Consider the following 17,941-nt stretch of genomic DNA (forward strand, 5'->3'; position numbering starts at 1 on the left):
CCATGTCCGCTCTCCAGCTCGTCATCGATTCCCTGCCCGTGCTGCTGCAGGGCACGCTGCTGACCATCAAGTTCGCACTGTGGTCGATGCTGTTCGGGCTGGTGCTCGGCACCGTGGTCGCGCTGATGGGCATCAGCCACAGCCGCACGCTCAAGGCGGCGGCGCGCACCTACGTCAGCATCATGCGCGGCACGCCGCTGCTGGTGCAGATCTTTGTCGTCTACTACGGGCTGCCGGGCATCGGCATCGCGCTGGAACCCACGCCGGCCGGCGTGCTGACGCTGAGCCTGAATGTCGGGGCCTACCTGTCGGAAAGCATGCGCGGCGCCATCCTCGGCGTGGCGCGCGGCCAGTGGCTGGCGGCTTACAGCCTGGGGCTGACGCCAGCGCAGGCGCTGCGCTTCGTGGTGGGCCCGCAGGCGCTGCGGCTGGCGGTGCCGAGCCTGTCGAACAGCCTGATCAGCCTGATCAAGGATACGTCGCTGGTGTCGGTGATTACCGTGACCGAGTTGTTGCGCACCGCGCAGGAGGTGATCGCGGCGACGTACCAGCCGTTGCCGCTGTACCTGGCGGTGGCAGCGATCTACTGGGTGTTGAGCACGGGGTTGTCAGGGCTGCAGCATATGCTGGAGCGCAAGCTGTCGCTGCCGGGCAGGCACTGAGCCACACCGCTGCCAAAGCAAAAGAGCCAGCTCTGGAGAGCTGGCTCTTTTTTTGCCGGCGATGCGGGCCGTCGCCGGCCCGCACGCTCAGCCCTGCGCGATGCGCCCGGCGATATGCCCCAGCGCCTCTTCCACCTGGTCCACCAGGATCAGGCACAGGTCGCCCGACTTCAGGTGCGACAACGCGGTATCGATCGCCACGAATTCCCCGCGGATTTCCTCGACCTGGCTGGTGCGCTGCGCGCCTTGCAGGCCCTCGCGCAGCAGCGCCAGCACCTCGCCATCGGCACGCCCGCGCTGGCACTGGTCCTGGTACAGCACCACTTCGTCGAACACACCGCCCAGGATCTGCGTCTGGCGGCGGATGTCCTCGTCGCGGCGATCTCCCGCACCGCTGATCACGACCACGCGGCGGCCGGCCGGCATGGTTTCGACCGCGTTGCACAGCGCCTGGATCGCGTCCGGGTTGTGGCCGTAGTCGGCGATCAGCATGGCGCCCTTGTAGTCAAACACGTTGAAGCGGCCCGGAGCTGTCGCGGCGTCGTTGACAAAGGTGGCCAGGCCGCGGCGGATGACGGTCCAGTCGATGCCCAGCGCCCAGGCCGCGGCGATCGACGACATCGCGTTCTCGACCTGGAAGCCGATGGTGCCGTTGCGCGTCAGCGGGATCTCCGCCAGCGCGATGCGCACCTGGGTATCGCCCTCCGACGCCACGATCTCGGCGCCGTCGACAAAGACCACGCGCTTGCCTTGCGCGCGATGCGTGGCCATCGCCGGCTGGTTGGGATCGTGCGCGAAGAAGGTCACGCTGCCGGGACAGGCGTCGGCCATGCGCACCACCATCGGGTCGGCGGCATTGAGCACGGCCATGCCGTGCGGCGCGACGTTCTGCACGATCACGCTCTTGAGCACGGCCAGGTCTTCCACCGAGTTGATGAACGACAGGCCCAGATGGTCGCCCTCGCCGACATTGGTCACCACGGCCACGTCGCAGCGGTCGAAGGCCAGGCCCTCGCGCAGCAGGCCGCCGCGCGCGGTCTCGAACACGGCTGCGTCCACGTCGGGGTGCAGCAGCACGTTGCGCGCGCTGCGCGGGCCGCTGCAGTCGCCGGTGTCGATGCGCTCGCCCTGGATGTAGACGCCGTCGGTGCCGGTCATGCCCATGCGCAGGCCGCTGGTGGCCATGACATGGGTGATCAGGCGCACGGTCGTGGTCTTGCCGTTGGTGCCGGAGACGGCCACCACCGGGATACGGCCATCGTCGCCATCGGAGAACATGGTCGAGATGATGGCCTCGCCCACCGCGCGGCCCTTGCCGTAGGAAGGCTGCAGGTGCATGCGCAGGCCCGGCGCGGCGTTGACCTCGACGATGCCGCCGGCCTGTTCCTCGAACGGCTTGAGCATGGTCTCGCACACCGCGTCGACGCCGGCAATGTCCAGGCCCACCATCTGCGCTGCGGCCACGGCGCGCGCGGCGATGTCCGGGTGGACGTCGTCGGTCACGTCGGTGGCGCTGCCGCCGGTGGACAGGTTGGCGTTGTTGCGCAGCACCACGCGCGTGCCCTTGGCCGGCACGGAATCGGCGGTCAGGTTCTGCTTGGCCAGGACCGCCAGCGCGATATCGTCAAAGCGGATCTTGGTCAGCGAGGTGGCATGGCCTTCGCCGCGGCGCGGGTCACGGTTCACTTCCTCGACCAGCTCGCGCACGGTGTGCACGCCGTCGCCGGTGACTTGCGGCGGGTCGCGGCGCGCGGCCGCCACCAGTTGCTTGCCGACCACCAGCAGGCGGAAGTCGTGGCCCGGGATGTAGCGCTCGACGATCACGTCGGAGCTGATGTCCGAGGCGACCTCGTAGGCCGTCATGACTTCCTCGCGGGTGCGGATGCGCACGGCCACGCCCTTGCCCTGGTTGCCGTCGCGCGGCTTGACCACCACCGCGGCGTCGATTTCCTGCGCGGCGGCCCAGGCTTCCTCGGCGCTGCGCACCGAGCGGCCCAGCGGCACCGGCACGCCGGCGGCGTGCAGCAGGCTCTTGGTCAGTTCCTTGTCCTGCGCGATCGATTCGGCCACGGCGCTGGTGCGGTCGGTCTCGGCGGCCTGGATGCGGCGCTGCTTGCTGCCCCAGCCAAACTGCACCATCGAGCCCTGCGTCAGGCGCCGGTAGGGGATGCCGCGCGCCACGCCGGCGTAGACGATCGAGCCGGTGCTGGGCCCCAGCCGCACGTCTTCGTCCAGGTCGCGCAGACGGTGCAGCGCGTCGGCCAGGTCGAACGGTGTGTCGTCGCGCGCGGCCAGGCACAGGGCCTCGGCCAGCTCGAACGCCAGCCGGCCGACCTCTTCCTCGCTGTATTGCACGATCACCTGGTAGGTGCCGGGCTCCACCGTCTGCGCGGTGCGGCTGAAGGTGACCGGGCAGCCGGCCGCGGCCTGCAGGCGCAGCGCCGTCATTTCCAGCACGTGGGCCAGCGACATCTCGCCCGCTTCCTCGTCCGGGTGTAATGGCCCGACCTCAGGGAATCGGGCGCGCAGCCGGTCTTCAAAGCCGGGCAGGGCCGACAGCATGTCGGCGGTGTCCTGGCAGGCCACGATGGCTTCAATGGCGGTGTGGCGGCACCACAGGTTCGGGCCCCGCAGGGCCCGGATACGGGAGACTTCCATGGAACGGTTCCGTGTCTTCTATGCGCTGTTTCAGGCGCCGCGTCAGGCGCGGCGCGCAGGCTGGCCCATCCAGTGGTGCACCAGGTCGACGGTGGCAGCGGTGGCGGCCTCGTCGCACTGCAGTACCAGCAGGTCGCCTGGCACCAACTGGCCAAGCGCTGCCTCGATAGCATTGGCGCGTGCGCCTTCGTCGATGATCTTGGTCACGCGGCGGCCTTCATACAGGCCTTGCTTGAGCAGCGCGCGTGCCTCGGCATCGGGCAGGGCGCGCTTGACGCTGCGATCTTCGCACAGGAAGACGCGGTCGAAATGCTTGCCCAGCACCTTGCCCTGGCGCACCAGGTCCTGGTCGCGGCGCTGCACGCCGGCACCGTAGACCACCATGCGACGCTCGGACGGGAAGCGCTCCAGCGCGGCCGCCAGCGCTTCCAGCGCGGGGGCGTTGTGGGCGTCGTCGATGACCACGGTGGCACCGTTGCGCTCGAACAACGTGAAGCGGCCCGGCACGTCGACCTGGCCGACGTCGAAGGTCACCACGCCGGCGCGGATCAGGTCGTTGGAGATGCCCAGCGCCCAGCCCGCGGCCACGGCCGCCAGCACGTTCTCTACCTGGAACGCCACGCGGCCGGCGTAGGTCAGCGGCACCGCGGCCACGTCGACCAGCGGCGTTTCCTTGCTGCCGACCGCCAGCACGATCTTGCCTTCGCGCACATACACGGCGCGCTTGCCTGCGGCGCGGTGCGACATGATCGCGGGCAATTCGGGCGTCAGGCCAAAGAAGATCACGTCGCCGTCGCACAACCCGGCCATCTCGACCAGGCGTTCGTCGCGTGCGTTCAGCACGGCGGCGCCGTCCTTGAGCACCACGTCGACCTGCGTGCGCAGCACGTTGTACATGCGGTCCTCGTCCTCGACGTAGTAGTCGCCGAGGTGGTCGGGCTGGTCGAAGTTGGTGACCACGCCGACCTGGCAACGGTCATAGACCAGGCCTTCGGACAGGATGCTGCCGCTGTCGTTCTCGAACACGGCGGCCTCGACCGCGCGGTTCATCAGGATGCGGTGGCCGGCGTCCCAGTTGGCGCGGTCGCCGCTCTGCACCAGGCGCCGGTCCAGGAACAGGCCGTCGCTGCAGGCCAGGCCGGTATGCTTGCCCGACAGCTGCAGCAGGCGGGCGACCAGGCGCGCCACCACGGTCTTGCCGTTGGTGCCGGTCACGCCGACCACCGGGATGCGGCCGCAGTCGTCCTGCTCGGACTCGGGGAACAGGTGGTTGACGATGGCGCGGCCAACCGGACGCGGCGTGCCTTCGGCCGGCTTGATGTGCATCAGCAGGCCGGGGCCGGCGTTGACCTCTACGATGGCCCCGCGCTGTTCGGCCAGTGGGCGTGAGATGTCCTCGGCCACCAGGTCCACGCCAGCGATATCCAGGCCAACCACGCGCGCGGCCAGCGACGCATGCGCGGCCACGCTCGGGTGAACGCGGTCGGTCACGTCGAAGGCGACGTTGCCGTTGCGCTGGATCAGCACGGTGCGGCCTTCCGCCGGCACCGAGCTGCCGTCCATGCCCTGGCGCTTCAGCTCCAAGCGCGCGGCGGAATCCAGGCGCACGCGGTTCAGCGGATGGTCTTCGGTGCTGCCGCGGCGCGGATCGGAATTGATCTGCAGTTCGATCAGCTCGTCGATGGTGGACTTGCCGTCGCCGACCACGCAGGCGGTCTCGCCCATCGCGGCGGCGACCATGCGGCCGCCCACCACCAGCAGGCGGTGTTCGTTGCCTGGGATGAAGCGCTCGACAATGACGCCGCTGCCTTCTTCCAGGGCGACCGCGTACGCGGTCTCGACTTCCTCGCGGGTGATCAGGTTGGTAAAGACGCCGCGGCCGTGGTTGCCGTCATAGGGCTTCACCACCACCGGCACGCCGATGTTTTCGGCGGCGCCCCAGGCGTCTTCCGGCGAGTCAACCATGCGGCCTTCCGGCACCGGCACGCCGCACGACTCCAGCAGGCTCTTGGTCAGGTCCTTGTCGCGCGAGATGCTCTCGCCGATGGCGCTGGTGCGGTCGGTCTCGGCGGTCCAGATGCGGCGCTGGCGCGCACCGTAGCCCAGCTGGACCAGGTTGCCGTCCGACAGGCGGATGGCGGGGATGTCCCGGTCGTCCGCGGCATCGACGATGCACGCGGTGCTGGGGCCGAGGCAATGTTCGTCGACCAGGCGGCGCAGGTGGTCCACGGCGGCGGGGACGTCGAAGGGACGGTCCTCGATCGCGGCCATGACCAGGTCGCGAGCGGCGAACAGGGCGGCGCGGGTGACTTCCTCGTGCCACGCACGGACGATCACCTTGTACACGCCGCGCACCGGGGTCTCGCGCGCCTTGCCGAAGCCGCCGGGCATGCCCGCCAGGTTCTGCAACTCAAGCGTCACGTGTTCCAGGATATGGCCCGGCCAGGTGCCTTCCTTCAGGCGCTGCAGGAAGCCGCCGCGCTCGCCGATGCTGCAGCGATGCTCGATCAGCGATGGCAGCCAGGCCGACAGGCGCTCGTAGAACCCCGGAATCGTGTTGGAGGGAAAGTCCTCCAGTTCCCCGATATCGACCCATGCCTCCAGGACGGGCCGATATGTCCACATATTCGGGCCGCGCAGCGACATGACATCGAAAATCTCAATGTCCTTCTTTTTCATTGAATTTGCTTGAGGCAGTGGGCGGAACGCCCGAGAAATGGAAGCCTAACCTTTCAATAACGTTACAGCTTAGTACAGGTTGACTTTCTTCGATTAAAAGTGATTGTGCAGTGCATCAGGGCAACCCGCGGGTTCGCTGTTATTTGCGTCGTTATGTATACTGCGGGCGAATTCACGGGCAGCTAGTGCGCGCCCGGCCTAAATTTGTTTCAAGTTATGTCCTTTTCCCCTGGACGCTGCATGCCGCGCCATCCATGACCCAGTCCTCCCTGCCTGCCCTCAACACCCCCGCCTCCGACGAGCCGTGGCGTGCCGAATCCGGAACGTGGCTCCGTTCCGGCGAGAACGTCCTGGCCGGACTGATGCTGGACCTCGACGCGAGGCTGCATTTTACCCAAGGGTGGCTGGTTGTGACGGACCAGCGCATCGTCGCCCGGGCGCCGGGTGAAAAAAATGTGCGCGAATGGAGCATCTCGCCCGAACTGCGCCTGTCCCATACCGATCATGCGGGGGTTGGCACCCTCGAACTGGCCGGCCCCGGGGGGCGGCTGGCCAGCTGGCGATATACGCTTGGTTACAATCCTGCCGCGCTGCGGCTGGCCGACCAGTTCGAAACGCGCCGCGACGCAACCTCGGCGGCTCAGGTAGGCGAGCAGGGCGAAGTGGCTTGCCCGACCTGCAAGGCACCGCTGCCGCCAGATGAGGAAGAGTGCCCGCAATGCAACCGCGAGCTGGAAACGCCGCCGTCGACCTGGGCGCTGCTGCGCCTGTGGCGCTTTGCCCAGCCTTACCGCTGGCAACTGCTGGCCGGCTTCATGCTGACGCTGTTTTCCACCGGCGCCACGCTGGTACCGCCGTACCTGACCATGCCGCTGATGGACAAGGTGCTGATTCCGTACCAGAACGGCGTGCCGATCGACTACAACCTGGTGCGCATGTACCTGGGCGGCCTGCTCGGCGCCGCGCTCGTGGCGTGGAGCCTGGGATGGGCGCGCACCTATCTGCTGGCGCGTGTATCCGAGCGCATCGGTGCCGATCTGCGCACAACGACCTATGAACATCTGCTGAAGCTGTCGCTGGAATATTTTGGCGGCAAGCGCACCGGCGACCTGATGGCCCGCATCGGCTCGGAAAGCGACCGCATCTGCGTGTTTCTTTCCCTGCACTTGCTGGACTTCGCCACCGACGTGCTGATGATCGTGATGACGGCGGTGATCCTGGTCTCGATCAACCCCTGGCTGGCGCTGGTCACGCTGGTGCCGCTCCCGTTCATCGCCTGGATGATCCATCTGGTGCGCGACCGCCTGCGCCACGGCTTTGAGAAGATCGACCGCATCTGGTCTGAGATCACCAACGTGCTCGCCGACACCATCCCCGGCATCCGCGTGGTCAAGGCTTTTGCCCAGGAGAAGCGGGAGGTGACGCGCTTTCACGAGGCCAACAAGCACAACCTGGCGATCAATGACCGCGTCAACGCGGTGTGGTCGCTGTTCACGCCGACGGTGACGCTGCTGACCGAGATCGGGCTGCTGATCGTGTGGGTGTTCGGCATCTGGCAGGTGTCGCACAGCGCCATCACGGTGGGCGTGCTGGTTGCCTTCCTGACCTATATCAGCCGCTTCTATACGCGCCTCGATTCGATGAGCCGCATCGTTTCCGTGACGCAGAAGGCCGCGGCGGGCGCCAAGCGGATCTTCGACATCCTTGACCATGTCTCGAGCGTGCCCGAGCCGGTGCGTCCGGCGAAGCTCGACAAGGTCGAAGGCGCCATCGACATGCGCGACCTCGGCTTCCGCTATGGCAACCGGGCGGTGATCCGCGGGCTGGACCTGTCGATCGCCCCGGGCGAGATGATCGGCCTGGTCGGACACAGCGGCTCGGGCAAGAGCACGCTGGTCAACCTGATCTGCCGCTTCTACGATGTTTCCGAAGGGGCGATCCGTGTCGACGGCGTCGATATCCGCTCGCTGCCGGTGTCCGAGTACCGCCGCCATATCGGCCTGGTGCTGCAGGAGCCGTTCCTGTTCTTCGGCACCATCGCCGACAACATCGCCTACGGCAAGCCGGATGCCACGCGCGAGGAGATCATCGCTGCCGCGCGCGCGGCGCATGCGCACGAGTTCATCCTGCGCCTGCCGCACGGCTACGACTCGCTGGTAGGGGAGCGCGGCCAGGCCTTGTCGGGCGGCGAGCGCCAGCGCATCTCGATCGCGCGTGCGCTGCTGATCAACCCGCGCATCCTGATCATGGACGAGGCCACGTCATCGGTCGACACGCAGACTGAGAAGGAAATCCAGAAGGCGCTCGACAACCTGGTGCAGGGCCGTACCACCATCGCCATCGCACACCGGCTGTCGACGCTGCGCAAGGCCGATCGCCTGGTGGTGATGGACCGCGGCAAGATCGTCGAAGTCGGCAGCCACGACGAACTGCTGCTGCGCGAGGGCGCGTACTACAAGCTCTACCAGGCGCAGGCGCGCAACGTCGATACCGAGGATGACGACGAGCGTGAAGCCGTGACCGAACTGCCGGAGGTGGCCAATGCCCACTGACATGACTTTGGCTGACATCAATGCCGCAGCCAGCGCGACCTTCACGCTGTCGCGCAATGCATTCGGCCGCCTGACGCTGATCCATGGCGACGGCACGGTTTATGAAGGGGTGGTGCCGGTACGGGCCTTCCCGATTTCCGCGCCGCAAGGCGGTATCGGCATGATGAGCGCCGACGGGCATGAGGTGGTATGGATTCCGCGGCTTGAAGCCCTGCCTGCCGCCGAGCGCGGCATGATCGAGGAAGAACTCGCGTCGCGCGAATTCATGCCGGAGATCGAGCGCATCGTCGAGGTATCGACGTTTGCCACGCCGAGCGTGTGGACCGTGCAGACCGATCGCGGGCAGACCTCGCTCGTGCTGCGTGGGGAAGAGGCAATCCGGCGCCTGTCCGGCAACACGCTGATGGTGTCGGACAGCCATGGGATCCACTACCTGATCCGGGACCTGATGGCGCTCGACAAGCACAGCCGCAAGCTGCTTGACAGGTTCCTCTGACGGCGGGCAGATGGTCCGGCGCAAGCCGAAGCGGCGCCTGGCGGCGCCGCGTTTCGTTTACTGGTAGTCCAGCGTAAATATCATGGCGCTCGATACGCTGCCAGGCGAAGGCGCGCCCCCCAGCGAGACATAGCGCGCACCGAAGCGGTAGGTGGAAGGCACATTGGCGGCAATGTTGCCCATGGCATTGCGTACTTGCAGCGGCACGGGTTCGCTGCCGGTGGCGTTGACGATCTGCACGCCGGCACCGCTGGCCATGCCGCTCATACCGGCGTTAGCGATGCCAAGGATGCCATTCGGTGCCGATTGCACGGGCGTGCCACCCGCGCCGTCCAGCGTCAGGCCCACGATGGCAGCGCCGCTGCAGGTCAGCTGGATCGTGAAGGGCGTGTTACCGGCGGCTCCTTGGTTAGCCAGCGTGCTGGCACTGACATTGGGCAATGTCACCACGGCGGGGTAATTGACATTGCAGGCAATCTCGCGCGGCGAGGCACTGCCCGAGAAGCCGATGTAGTTGACGTCGCCGCCGCCAAGCGCGCCTGCCGTCGAGCCCTGGTAGACACCAAAGCCGAAGCGAGTCTGTGCCGGATCGAGATTTCCCGCGGAGATGGTCCCAGTCTTCACGAATTCCACCGAAACCGATATGGAATAGGTCATGTCCGCGTTGAGCGTGCCCAGGTTGGCCGAGCGCGTATCGCATTTGACCCCCGAGGCATTTGTCATCGGCTGTCCCGCGGCATTGCGTAGCCGGATGCCGATGCCGGCTACGCCGGTGGAGTAGACGCCGGGCATCACTTCAGTGCCCGAACCGTAATAGCAGGAAATGATCTGTGCGCCGGCAACCACGGACGGCCAGGTCACCGTGCAATTGCCACTGAAAGTGTAATTGCGGATGGTGCCGGGGATGGCGCTTCCGACCGGCAGGTTGGCCGCCACCGCCATATTGTTCATGGTCTGCAGAAAAGGCATGGCAGGCGTGGCAGTGCAGCCGGCATGGGCGAGGTGCGGGGATGCTAGGCACGCGAGCACCAGAAGCCAGCGTTTGAGGGCATCGAGCAGTCGGATACCGATGGGTGGAGCGTTGTGCATGGGTTTCAGCGGTTACGGGCTGGCGGTGGCCGTGGGTTGCCAATTCGCGTTCGCTGGAGCTGGCGCGGCCTGCCGGTTAAAGGACGAGCCAACTGTATTGGTACCGCTTGCGCCCATGGCCGGAAAATTCCGAATGCGCAGGGCAAATTTTCGGCAGTTGCCGCGCTCATGCCGAAACCGGCACCTCTGATACGCACCCGGCGGGCATGAAAAACGGGCCATGGTGGCCCGCTGATCTCGTCGTCCCAATCATATGCCCCGCACGTGGCAGCGCCGCTGAAGCACAACTAGTGCAGCATGTCCGGCGAGTCGTCGTCCTCGTCCCAGTCTTCATGCAGCATCGGCGCATCCGGCGCCATGTCGAAGACCATGGAGTGGTAGCGGATGCTGAACCACTCCCGGAACATGTCCAGCGTCAGGGTCTCCGGCCAAAGCGAGTCGTCGAACCACTCGCCCAGCATGAATTCGAAGAATTCCTGCCAGCGCTTTTCGACCCAGTGGACCGCGTTGGCATGCGTATCCGCGAGTTCTTCGGGCAGCAGGAATACGCTCTGGTCCTCGCGCACCTGCTCCAGCGTGAGACCGGCAACCGGCTGCGGATCGACTGTCTGGATCCAGTCCAGGAACGGCTGTTCCGGAACCAGCGCGACCATGGCACGGTTGAGGGTATAGCGGGGATAGTCGGACATGGGGAAAGGCGCTTATGGCTTCGGCTGAACTGAGTATTGTAGTCGTCCGGATGCCCGAGGTAACGCTCTGTCGCTGCGAATGCGCGGCGGTCGCCTTTCCCGGCCCGACAAGCGCTACTGGTAGCTCATCGAAAACGTCGCAACGGCATTGACGAGTCCGCTCGATACCACGGGGCTGGTCTTGTAGTACCGCGCAGTCATCGGAATGCTGATCGCCTGGTTGTCGCTGTTCGTCCTGATGCCGGCGTCCATGACGGTGCCAAGGCTGATCGGCGCGGCGCCCTGCAAGACCTGCACGCCCACGCCTGTCGCCATTCCGCTGCCGATCCCGTTGGCGAGCACGCCGGGGGCATTGGCGGGATCGGCCGGACCGTCGATGTCGTAGTGGAGGTTGATGTTCGCGTCGCACACCAGCGAGATGGTGAACGGCGTGGCACCCTGCGTCGATCCGACCGCGGCGAGGCTCTGCGCGCTGGTCGTCGGCAGCTTGACGACAATATTGCTGTTCGTCACGCGGCAACTGGCGGTTTTCACGTTGATTTGCGTGCTCGTGAAGAACGTCGAGGCTGCAACGACTCCGCCATACACTGCTGACGCGGTCGGGTTCTGGAACGAGATGACGCCGGGGCTGGTCTCTCCCGTCTTGATGAATTGCGCCCGATAGAGTGCGGGCGGCAGGTAGACGCCGTTCAGGTACGGCATGGTCAGCTGGGCGCGCGGCCAGTTCTGGATCATGGCCTGGTTGATGTCGCCCGGCCTGTCGGCAATCACATTGGACCAGGCAATCTTGATGCCGATTCCGGGAACGCCGGTCTCATACACGCCCGCGATCCCGGTTGGCGTCATCGGCGTCGCGTAACCATAGCTCCATGCTTCATACGGGTTGCATTGGATGTAGGCGGAGTTGGTTCCGACCCAACCCGTGTCAAAGATGATGGCGCCCACCGGCAGGTCCCGCGGAATCTCGAGGTTTGCGGGCAAGTTCATGATCGAGGTGACACCCGTTCCGGTGCAGGCGCGGGCAGGGCCGGTGGCAACGATCAGAAGTAAGAGGCAGGCAATCAGGCAGTGCAATCGGCGCATGGCGGGGCAGGCGGAATGATCGGTGCGACCATTCTATGGAGCGAAGCTTTGCCGCCCGTTCGGACTTTTCCGAGAATGCCCGGGAATTAGCCATGCCGCGCCGCATGCGCCCGGAAACAAAAAACCCGTGAAGACGCTGGTCATCACGGGTTTCCCGGGCTTCGGAGATGGAGGTCTCCGAAGTGTTTAGCTGGTGGAGCCGGCGGGAATCGAACCCGCGTCCGCAAGCCCTCCACAGAGAGTTCTACATACTTAGTTCTGTCATTTGATTTAACCGGCGCATCGCGGACGAACACGCTCTACGACGGCGAGTCACTAAATTTTCGTCTCCGGACCCGTGACACTTCCGGAGCTTATCTGACGTAAATGACCTCGCGTGGTCTTGCGACCCTAGCCCGTCAGCGAGCCAGTGCGAGGACGGCGGCCCTTAGGCTGCCAGTGCGTAACGTTCGTCGTTAGCAGTTATTGCATTCCCATTGATTAACGAGGTGACGGGTCCTCGGTATGCCCTCCACTGCTTTGTAACCCACGTCGAAACCAGGTCGGCCCCAGTTAGAAGAAGATTGTACCCCGTTGGACGGAAAGTGTCGCGAGGAGTTCAATGCCGGCCAGCTGTGCGCTGGCCGCCACGCCGCTAGCAGACGGCCGCGGGTACCAGCAGGGGGATCAGTTCGGCCGGATGCCACACCAGGTGGTCGGCGCCCCATGCCTCCGGCGGCTCGCCGTCGCCGCAGTATCCATAGGCGGCCGTGACGGTCATCATGCCGGCGGCCTTGCCCGCCTGGATGTCGCGCAGGTCGTCGCCCACGTACACGCAGCGGCGTGGATCGACGCCAGCGCTGGCCGCGGCGTGCAGCAGCGGGGCAGGGTGGGGCTTGGCATGGGCGGTGGTGTCGCCGCTGACCACGGCACTGGCGCGCGGCGCCAGTCCGATGGCGGCGACCAGCGGCACCGTGAATCGCGCGATCTTGTTGGTGACGATGCCCCAGGGGATGCCGGCCGCTTCCAGAGCCGACAGCACTTGCGGCATGCCATCGAACAGTCGGGTGTGGACGGCGATGTCGGCCTCGTAATAACCCAGAAAGATATCCCGCAGCGCCGGAAATTCAGCGTCTTCCGGCACCAGCCCGAAAGCCGCGCCGAGCAGGCCGCGCGCACCATGCGAGGCGACCGGGCGAAGCTTCTCGTACGCCACCGGTGGGCGGCCGCGCTCGATCACGAGCCGGTTGGCGGCGGCGGCCAGGTCGGGGGCCGTATCCGCCAGCGTGCCGTCCAGGTCGAAGAAGACGCCTGCGATGCCGGTGTTCATGTTGCCATTCATGCCGCCACCCGGCGGAACGCCATCATGTAGTTCACATCCGTGTCGCGGCCCAGTGCGTAGACCTGCGACAGCGGGTTGTAGGTCATGCCGCGCATTTCGACCAGGTCCAGCCCGGCGTTGCGGGCAAAGCGCGCCAGCTCGGATGGCGTAATGAATTTGTCATAGTCGTGCGTGCCGCGCGGCAGCATGTTCAGTACGTACTCGGCGCCCACGATGGCCAGCAGGTAGGCCTTCAGGTTGCGGTTGATGGTCGAGAAGAAGACGTGGCCCCCCGGCTTCACCAGCGTCGCGCAGGCTTGCACGATAGATGCCGGATCCGGTACGTGTTCCAGCATCTCCATGCAGGTCACGACATCCAGGCTGGCGGGCTCGCGCGCCGCCAGCGCTTCTGCCGCGATCTCCTCGTAGGTCACGGCAACTCCGGACTCCAGGCTGTGCAGGTCTGCGACCTTCAGCGCCTTGCTGGAGAGATCGATGCCGCGCACGGTCGCGCCGAGGCGCGCCATGCTCTCGGACAGGATGCCGCCACCGCAACCCACGTCGACCACGCGCTTGCCCGCCAGGCCGGCGATCCCGTCGATCCATGCAAGGCGCAGCGGATTGAGTTCGTGCAGCGGCTTGAACTCGCTCTCGGGATCCCACCAGCGGTGGGCGAGCTCGCTGAACTTGTCGATTTCCTTGGGGTCTGCGTTCCGGCGCAGCGGATCGGGATGGGCGGACAGGGTCTGGGAGGGCAACGTCATCGTGTACGGGCCGGCGGCAACTGCCCACGCCGGCGGAGGAGGTATCTGGGCAACTGTATCAAAAAAAAAGCCCAGCTTGCGCTGGGCTTTCTTGATCGGAAAGTATCCGATTAACGTGCGCTGCGGGTGCCGACCACTTCGACTTCCACGCGGCGGTTCGGCTGCTGGCAGGCGATCTGGGCCTTGCGGTTGCCCTTGCACGACTTCGGATCGACCTTCAGCTGGCGCTTGCCCTTGCCTTCGGTGTAGACACGGTTGGCTTCAACGCCCTTGCTCACCAGGTAAGCCTTGACCGATTCGGCACGGCGGATCGACAGGCGATCGTTGTACTTGTCCGAACCGAACGAGTCGGTGTGGCCAACGGCGATGATGACTTCCAGGGTGATGCCTTGCAGCTTCGAGACCAGGTCGTCCAGCTTGGCCTTGCCTTCGGGCTTCAGTACAGCCTTGTCGAAGTCGAACAGGGTGTCAGCAGCGAAAGTGACCTTCTCGCTCGACACGACCGGCGGTGCCACCGGAGCCGGTGCCGGAGCGGCCGGGGCTGCGGGGGCCAGGGCGCCGTCGCACAGGGCGTTGGCGGTGGCCGGGGTCCAGGAGCTGTCGCGCCAGCAGAGCTCGTTCGTGCCATTCTTCCACACGTACTCGCTCGTACCGTTGCCCCAGTTATCGTTCACTGCCTTCTTTTCGTAGGGGACGGACTGGGCTTGAGCGGATGCAGCCATTACTGCGGTAGCTGCAACGAGCGCGAGCTTGGCAAATTTTTTCATATTTCTCCTCTCAGGATGAGATCACCGCAGGGTTACTGCGAGCAAATGGACGAAAACAAGTCATACATTCTTCGGAGTATAACATTCTCGATGTGGTGGATGCTCCACTTCGAACAATGTCTGGCTCTTCGCTGGGGAATTGTGCCACAAGGGTCGTTTCCTAAGAAGTAAATATATTCGATTCGCCCCATGGGTTTTGGGCCTGTGGTGTTTGTGCAACATAGGTCTTGTGTCGCCCGCAAAGCCTTGTGGCATCAGGGTTTCCGGGTTTTGGGCAGAGCCGCCGGCCACCTTCGGCGGGCCTGTTTCGGCACGGTAAGGCGGGGGTGCCGGCATGTTAGAATGGCACGTTGCCCAGCCGTCAGGCGCCTGCCCGCGCCACGTGCAAAAGGGCCTGTCATTCGCTTAAACCTGCCGCATAAACCACGCCGCAATGGATCCATTCGCAAAAGAAACCCTTCCGGTCTCCCTCGAAGAGGAAATGCGCCGCTCTTACCTCGACTACGCCATGAGCGTGATCGTGGGGCGCGCGCTTCCCGATGTGCGGGACGGCCTGAAACCGGTGCACCGGCGCGTGCTGTTTGCGATGCACGAGCTCAACAACGACTGGAACCGTGCTTATAAGAAGTCAGCCCGTATCGTCGGGGATGTGATCGGTAAGTACCATCCGCACGGTGACACTGCTGTATACGACACCATTGTCCGCATGGCGCAGAACTTCTCCCTGCGTTACATGCTGGTGGACGGGCAGGGCAATTTCGGCTCGGTCGATGGCGATAACGCCGCGGCCATGCGTTATACCGAAATCCGCCTGTCGAAAATCGCCCACGAGATGCTGCACGACATCGACAAGGAAACCGTCGATTTCGACAGCAACTATGACGGCTCTGAAAAAGAGCCTTCTATACTCCCGGCCCGTATTCCCAATCTGCTAATCAACGGTTCCTCCGGTATTGCAGTGGGTATGGCCACCAATATCCCGCCGCATAACCTGAATGAAATCGTAGACGGCTGCCTGCATCTGCTGCGCAATCCGCAGGCGACGGTGGATGAGCTGATTGAATTGATTCCGGCCCCGGATTTTCCGACCGCCGGCATTATCTATGGCATCCAGGGTGTGCGCGAAGGCTACCGCACCGGTCGGGGCCGCGTCGTCATGCGCGCCAAGACGCATTTCGAGGACATCGACCGGGGTCAGCGCCAGGCGATCATCGTCGACGAGCTGCCCTACCAGGTGAACAAGCGCACCCTGCTGGAGCGCATCGCCGAGCTGGTCACGGAGAAGAAGGTCGAGGGCATTTCGGATATCCGCGACGAGTCGGACAAGTCCGGCATGCGCGTGGTGATCGAGCTCAAGCGCAACGAGGTGCCCGAGGTCGTCCTCAACAACCTGTATAAGAACACCCAGCTGCAGGACACGTTCGGCATGAACATGGTGGCGCTGGTGGACCGCCAGCCGCGCCTGCTGAACCTGAAGCAGATGCTGGAGTACTTCCTCGCGCACCGCCGCGAGGTGGTGACCCGCCGCACCGTGTTCGAATTGCGCAAGGCGCGCGAGCGCGGTCATGTGCTGGAAGGCCTGGCGGTGGCGCTGGCGAACATCGACGAGTTCATTGCCATCATCAAGGCGGCGCCGACGCCGCCGATCGCCAAGCAAGAGCTGATGTCCAAGCCCTGGGATTCGGGCCTGGTGCGCGACATGCTGGCACGAGCCGAAAGTGAGACCCCGGGCGGCCGCGCGTCGTATCGCCCGGACGGCCTGCCGGCGGTTTTCGGCATGCAGGCCGACGGCCTCTATAAGCTGTCCGACGGCCAGGCGCAGGAAATCCTGCAAATGCGCCTGCAACGCCTCACCGGGCTGGAACAGGACAAGATCGTCCAGGAATACCGCGACATCATGGCGGAAATCGCCGATCTGCTGGATATCCTGGCGCGGCCGGAGCGCATTACGGCGATCATCACCGACGAACTCACGGCGATCCGTGCCGAATTCGGTGATGACCGACGTTCGCAGATCGAACTGAACGCGACCGAGCTGGACACCGAAGACCTGATCACGCCGCAGGACATGGTGGTCACGCTGTCGCACAGCGGCTATATGAAGAGCCAGCCGATCTCCGAGTACCGCGCGCAGAAGCGCGGCGGCCGCGGCAAGCTGGCAACTGCGACCAAGGAAGACGACTGGATCGACACCCTGTTCGTCGCCAATACCCACGACTACATCCTGTGCTTCTCGAACCGCGGCCGGCTGTACTGGCTGAAGGTGTACGAGGTGCCGCAGGGTTCGCGCAACTCGCGCGGCCGCCCGATCGTCAATATGTTCCCGCTGTCGGACGGCGAAAAGATCAACGTGATCCTGCCGGTGCGCCAGTTCGACGCCGAGCACTTTATCTTCATGACCACCGCCCGCGGCACGGTCAAGAAGACGGCGCTGACGGAGTTCTCCAATCCGCGCAAGGCCGGCATCATCGCGGTCGACCTCGATGAGGGGGATTACCTGATCGGTGCCGCCGTGACCGACGGCCAGCACGACGTGATGCTGTTCTCCGATGCCGGCAAGGCGGTGCGTTTCGACGAGAACGACGTTCGCCCGATGGGCCGCCAGGCGCGTGGCGTGCGCGGCATGAACCTGGAAGACGGCCAGGCGGTGATCGCCATGCTGGTGGCGCCGGCGGAAGCCGCGGAGGGAGCCGCCGAGGAAGCCGAGGCGGGCGCGCGCGGCAGTGTGCTGACCGCAACCGAGAACGGTTACGGCAAGCGCACGCCGATCGCCGAGTACACTCGGCACGGCCGCGGCACCAAGGGCATGATCGCGATCCAGACCAGCGAGCGCAACGGCCGCGTCGTGGCGGCGGCGCTGGTTTCGCCGGACGACGAAATCATGCTGATCACTACCGGTGGTGTGCTGATCCGTACACGCGTCGCCGAAATCCGTGAAATGGGCCGCGCCACGCAGGGTGTCACGCTGATCAACGTCGACGAGGGCACCAAGTTGTCTGGCCTGCAGCGCATCGTCGAGAGCGATGCCGACAACGGCGCCACCCCGGAAGAGACGGAAGAGGCTGGCGGTAACGCCGATGCTGACGCCAATTCGTAACCAATTGGCCCCATCGCGCGTTAAAACGTAAATTGTTGCAACAACAGGACGTCAGCCGGAACTCGACTTGCGGCTGTCCGGACTAAAACGGACGTATTTACCAGG

12 protein-coding genes and 1 other RNA gene are annotated in these 17,941 nt (G+C 65.1%); 4 read left to right on the plus strand and 9 right to left on the minus strand.

The window, feature by feature from the left end:
* Nucleotides 1-2 precede the first annotated feature (2 nt).
* Nucleotides 3-662, plus strand: coding sequence for an amino acid ABC transporter permease (locus tag CTP10_RS03640; RefSeq protein WP_116317372.1), 660 nt, complete (start codon nucleotides 3-5; stop codon nucleotides 660-662).
* 87 nt (nucleotides 663-749) lie between these two features.
* Here CTP10_RS03640 and cphA (CTP10_RS03645) read toward each other — a convergent pair whose 3' ends face one another.
* Both cphA (CTP10_RS03645) and cphA (CTP10_RS03650) read right to left on the minus strand, forming a co-directional pair.
* A complete protein-coding gene (cphA, locus tag CTP10_RS03645) occupies nucleotides 750-3,320 on the minus strand; it encodes a cyanophycin synthetase (protein ID WP_116317373.1) in 2,571 nt (856 codons plus the stop codon).
* A gap of 42 nt (nucleotides 3,321-3,362) precedes the next feature.
* Nucleotides 3,363-5,999: a cyanophycin synthetase gene (gene cphA, locus CTP10_RS03650; RefSeq protein WP_116317374.1), complete on the minus strand. Its 2,637-nt coding sequence runs from the start codon at nucleotides 5,997-5,999 to the stop codon at nucleotides 3,363-3,365.
* Nucleotides 6,000-6,253: 254 nt separating this feature from the next.
* On the opposite strand from cphA (CTP10_RS03650), the gene CTP10_RS03655 reads away from it, so the two are divergent.
* Nucleotides 6,254-8,551: a cyanophycin metabolism-associated ABC transporter gene (locus tag CTP10_RS03655; protein ID WP_116317375.1), complete on the plus strand. Its 2,298-nt coding sequence runs from the start codon at nucleotides 6,254-6,256 to the stop codon at nucleotides 8,549-8,551.
* A complete protein-coding gene (locus CTP10_RS03660; protein ID WP_233527950.1) occupies nucleotides 8,541-9,047 on the plus strand; it encodes a cyanophycin metabolism-associated DUF1854 family protein in 507 nt (168 codons plus the stop codon). Before CTP10_RS03655 ends, CTP10_RS03660 begins: the two co-directional genes overlap by 11 nt.
* 57 nt (nucleotides 9,048-9,104) lie before the next feature.
* Here the strand turns inward: CTP10_RS03660 and CTP10_RS03665 are convergent, their stop codons facing one another.
* The 7 genes from CTP10_RS03665 to ompA form a co-directional block, all read right to left on the minus strand.
* The gene (locus tag CTP10_RS03665) at nucleotides 9,105-10,016 is read right to left on the minus strand and encodes a fimbrial protein (RefSeq protein WP_271815506.1); all 912 of its coding nucleotides are present in this window, start codon (nucleotides 10,014-10,016) and stop codon (nucleotides 9,105-9,107) included.
* Nucleotides 10,017-10,423: 407 nt separating this feature from the next.
* Entirely contained in the window at nucleotides 10,424-10,825 is a 402-nt protein-coding gene (locus CTP10_RS03670) for a hypothetical protein (RefSeq protein ID WP_116317378.1), read from the minus strand.
* Between the two features lie 114 nt (nucleotides 10,826-10,939).
* Nucleotides 10,940-11,908, minus strand: coding sequence for a fimbrial protein (locus CTP10_RS03675; RefSeq protein ID WP_116317379.1), 969 nt, complete (start codon nucleotides 11,906-11,908; stop codon nucleotides 10,940-10,942).
* Between the two features lie 191 nt (nucleotides 11,909-12,099).
* Nucleotides 12,100-12,458: a transfer-messenger RNA gene (gene ssrA / locus CTP10_RS03680) on the minus strand.
* Between the two features lie 84 nt (nucleotides 12,459-12,542).
* Nucleotides 12,543-13,217, minus strand: coding sequence for a phosphoglycolate phosphatase (gph, locus tag CTP10_RS03685; protein WP_116317380.1), 675 nt, complete (start codon nucleotides 13,215-13,217; stop codon nucleotides 12,543-12,545).
* 8 nt (nucleotides 13,218-13,225) lie between these two features.
* On the minus strand, nucleotides 13,226-13,972 hold the full coding sequence (gene ubiG / locus CTP10_RS03690) for a bifunctional 2-polyprenyl-6-hydroxyphenol methylase/3-demethylubiquinol 3-O-methyltransferase UbiG (RefSeq protein ID WP_116317381.1): 747 nt from the start codon (nucleotides 13,970-13,972) through the stop codon (nucleotides 13,226-13,228).
* 110 nt (nucleotides 13,973-14,082) lie between these two features.
* A complete protein-coding gene (gene ompA, locus CTP10_RS03695) occupies nucleotides 14,083-14,739 on the minus strand; it encodes an outer membrane protein OmpA (RefSeq protein WP_042884472.1) in 657 nt (218 codons plus the stop codon).
* Nucleotides 14,740-15,172: 433 nt separating this feature from the next.
* Here ompA and gyrA point away from each other — a divergent pair, with 433 nt between their 5' ends.
* Complete coding sequence (gene gyrA / locus CTP10_RS03700; protein ID WP_116317382.1) at nucleotides 15,173-17,836, plus strand: DNA gyrase subunit A; 2,664 nt, start codon at nucleotides 15,173-15,175, stop codon at nucleotides 17,834-17,836.
* The last annotated feature ends 105 nt before the right edge of the window (nucleotides 17,837-17,941 follow it).

It is taken from the genome of Cupriavidus sp. P-10 (genome assembly GCF_003402535.2).
Taxonomy (GTDB): domain Bacteria; phylum Pseudomonadota; class Gammaproteobacteria; order Burkholderiales; family Burkholderiaceae; genus Cupriavidus.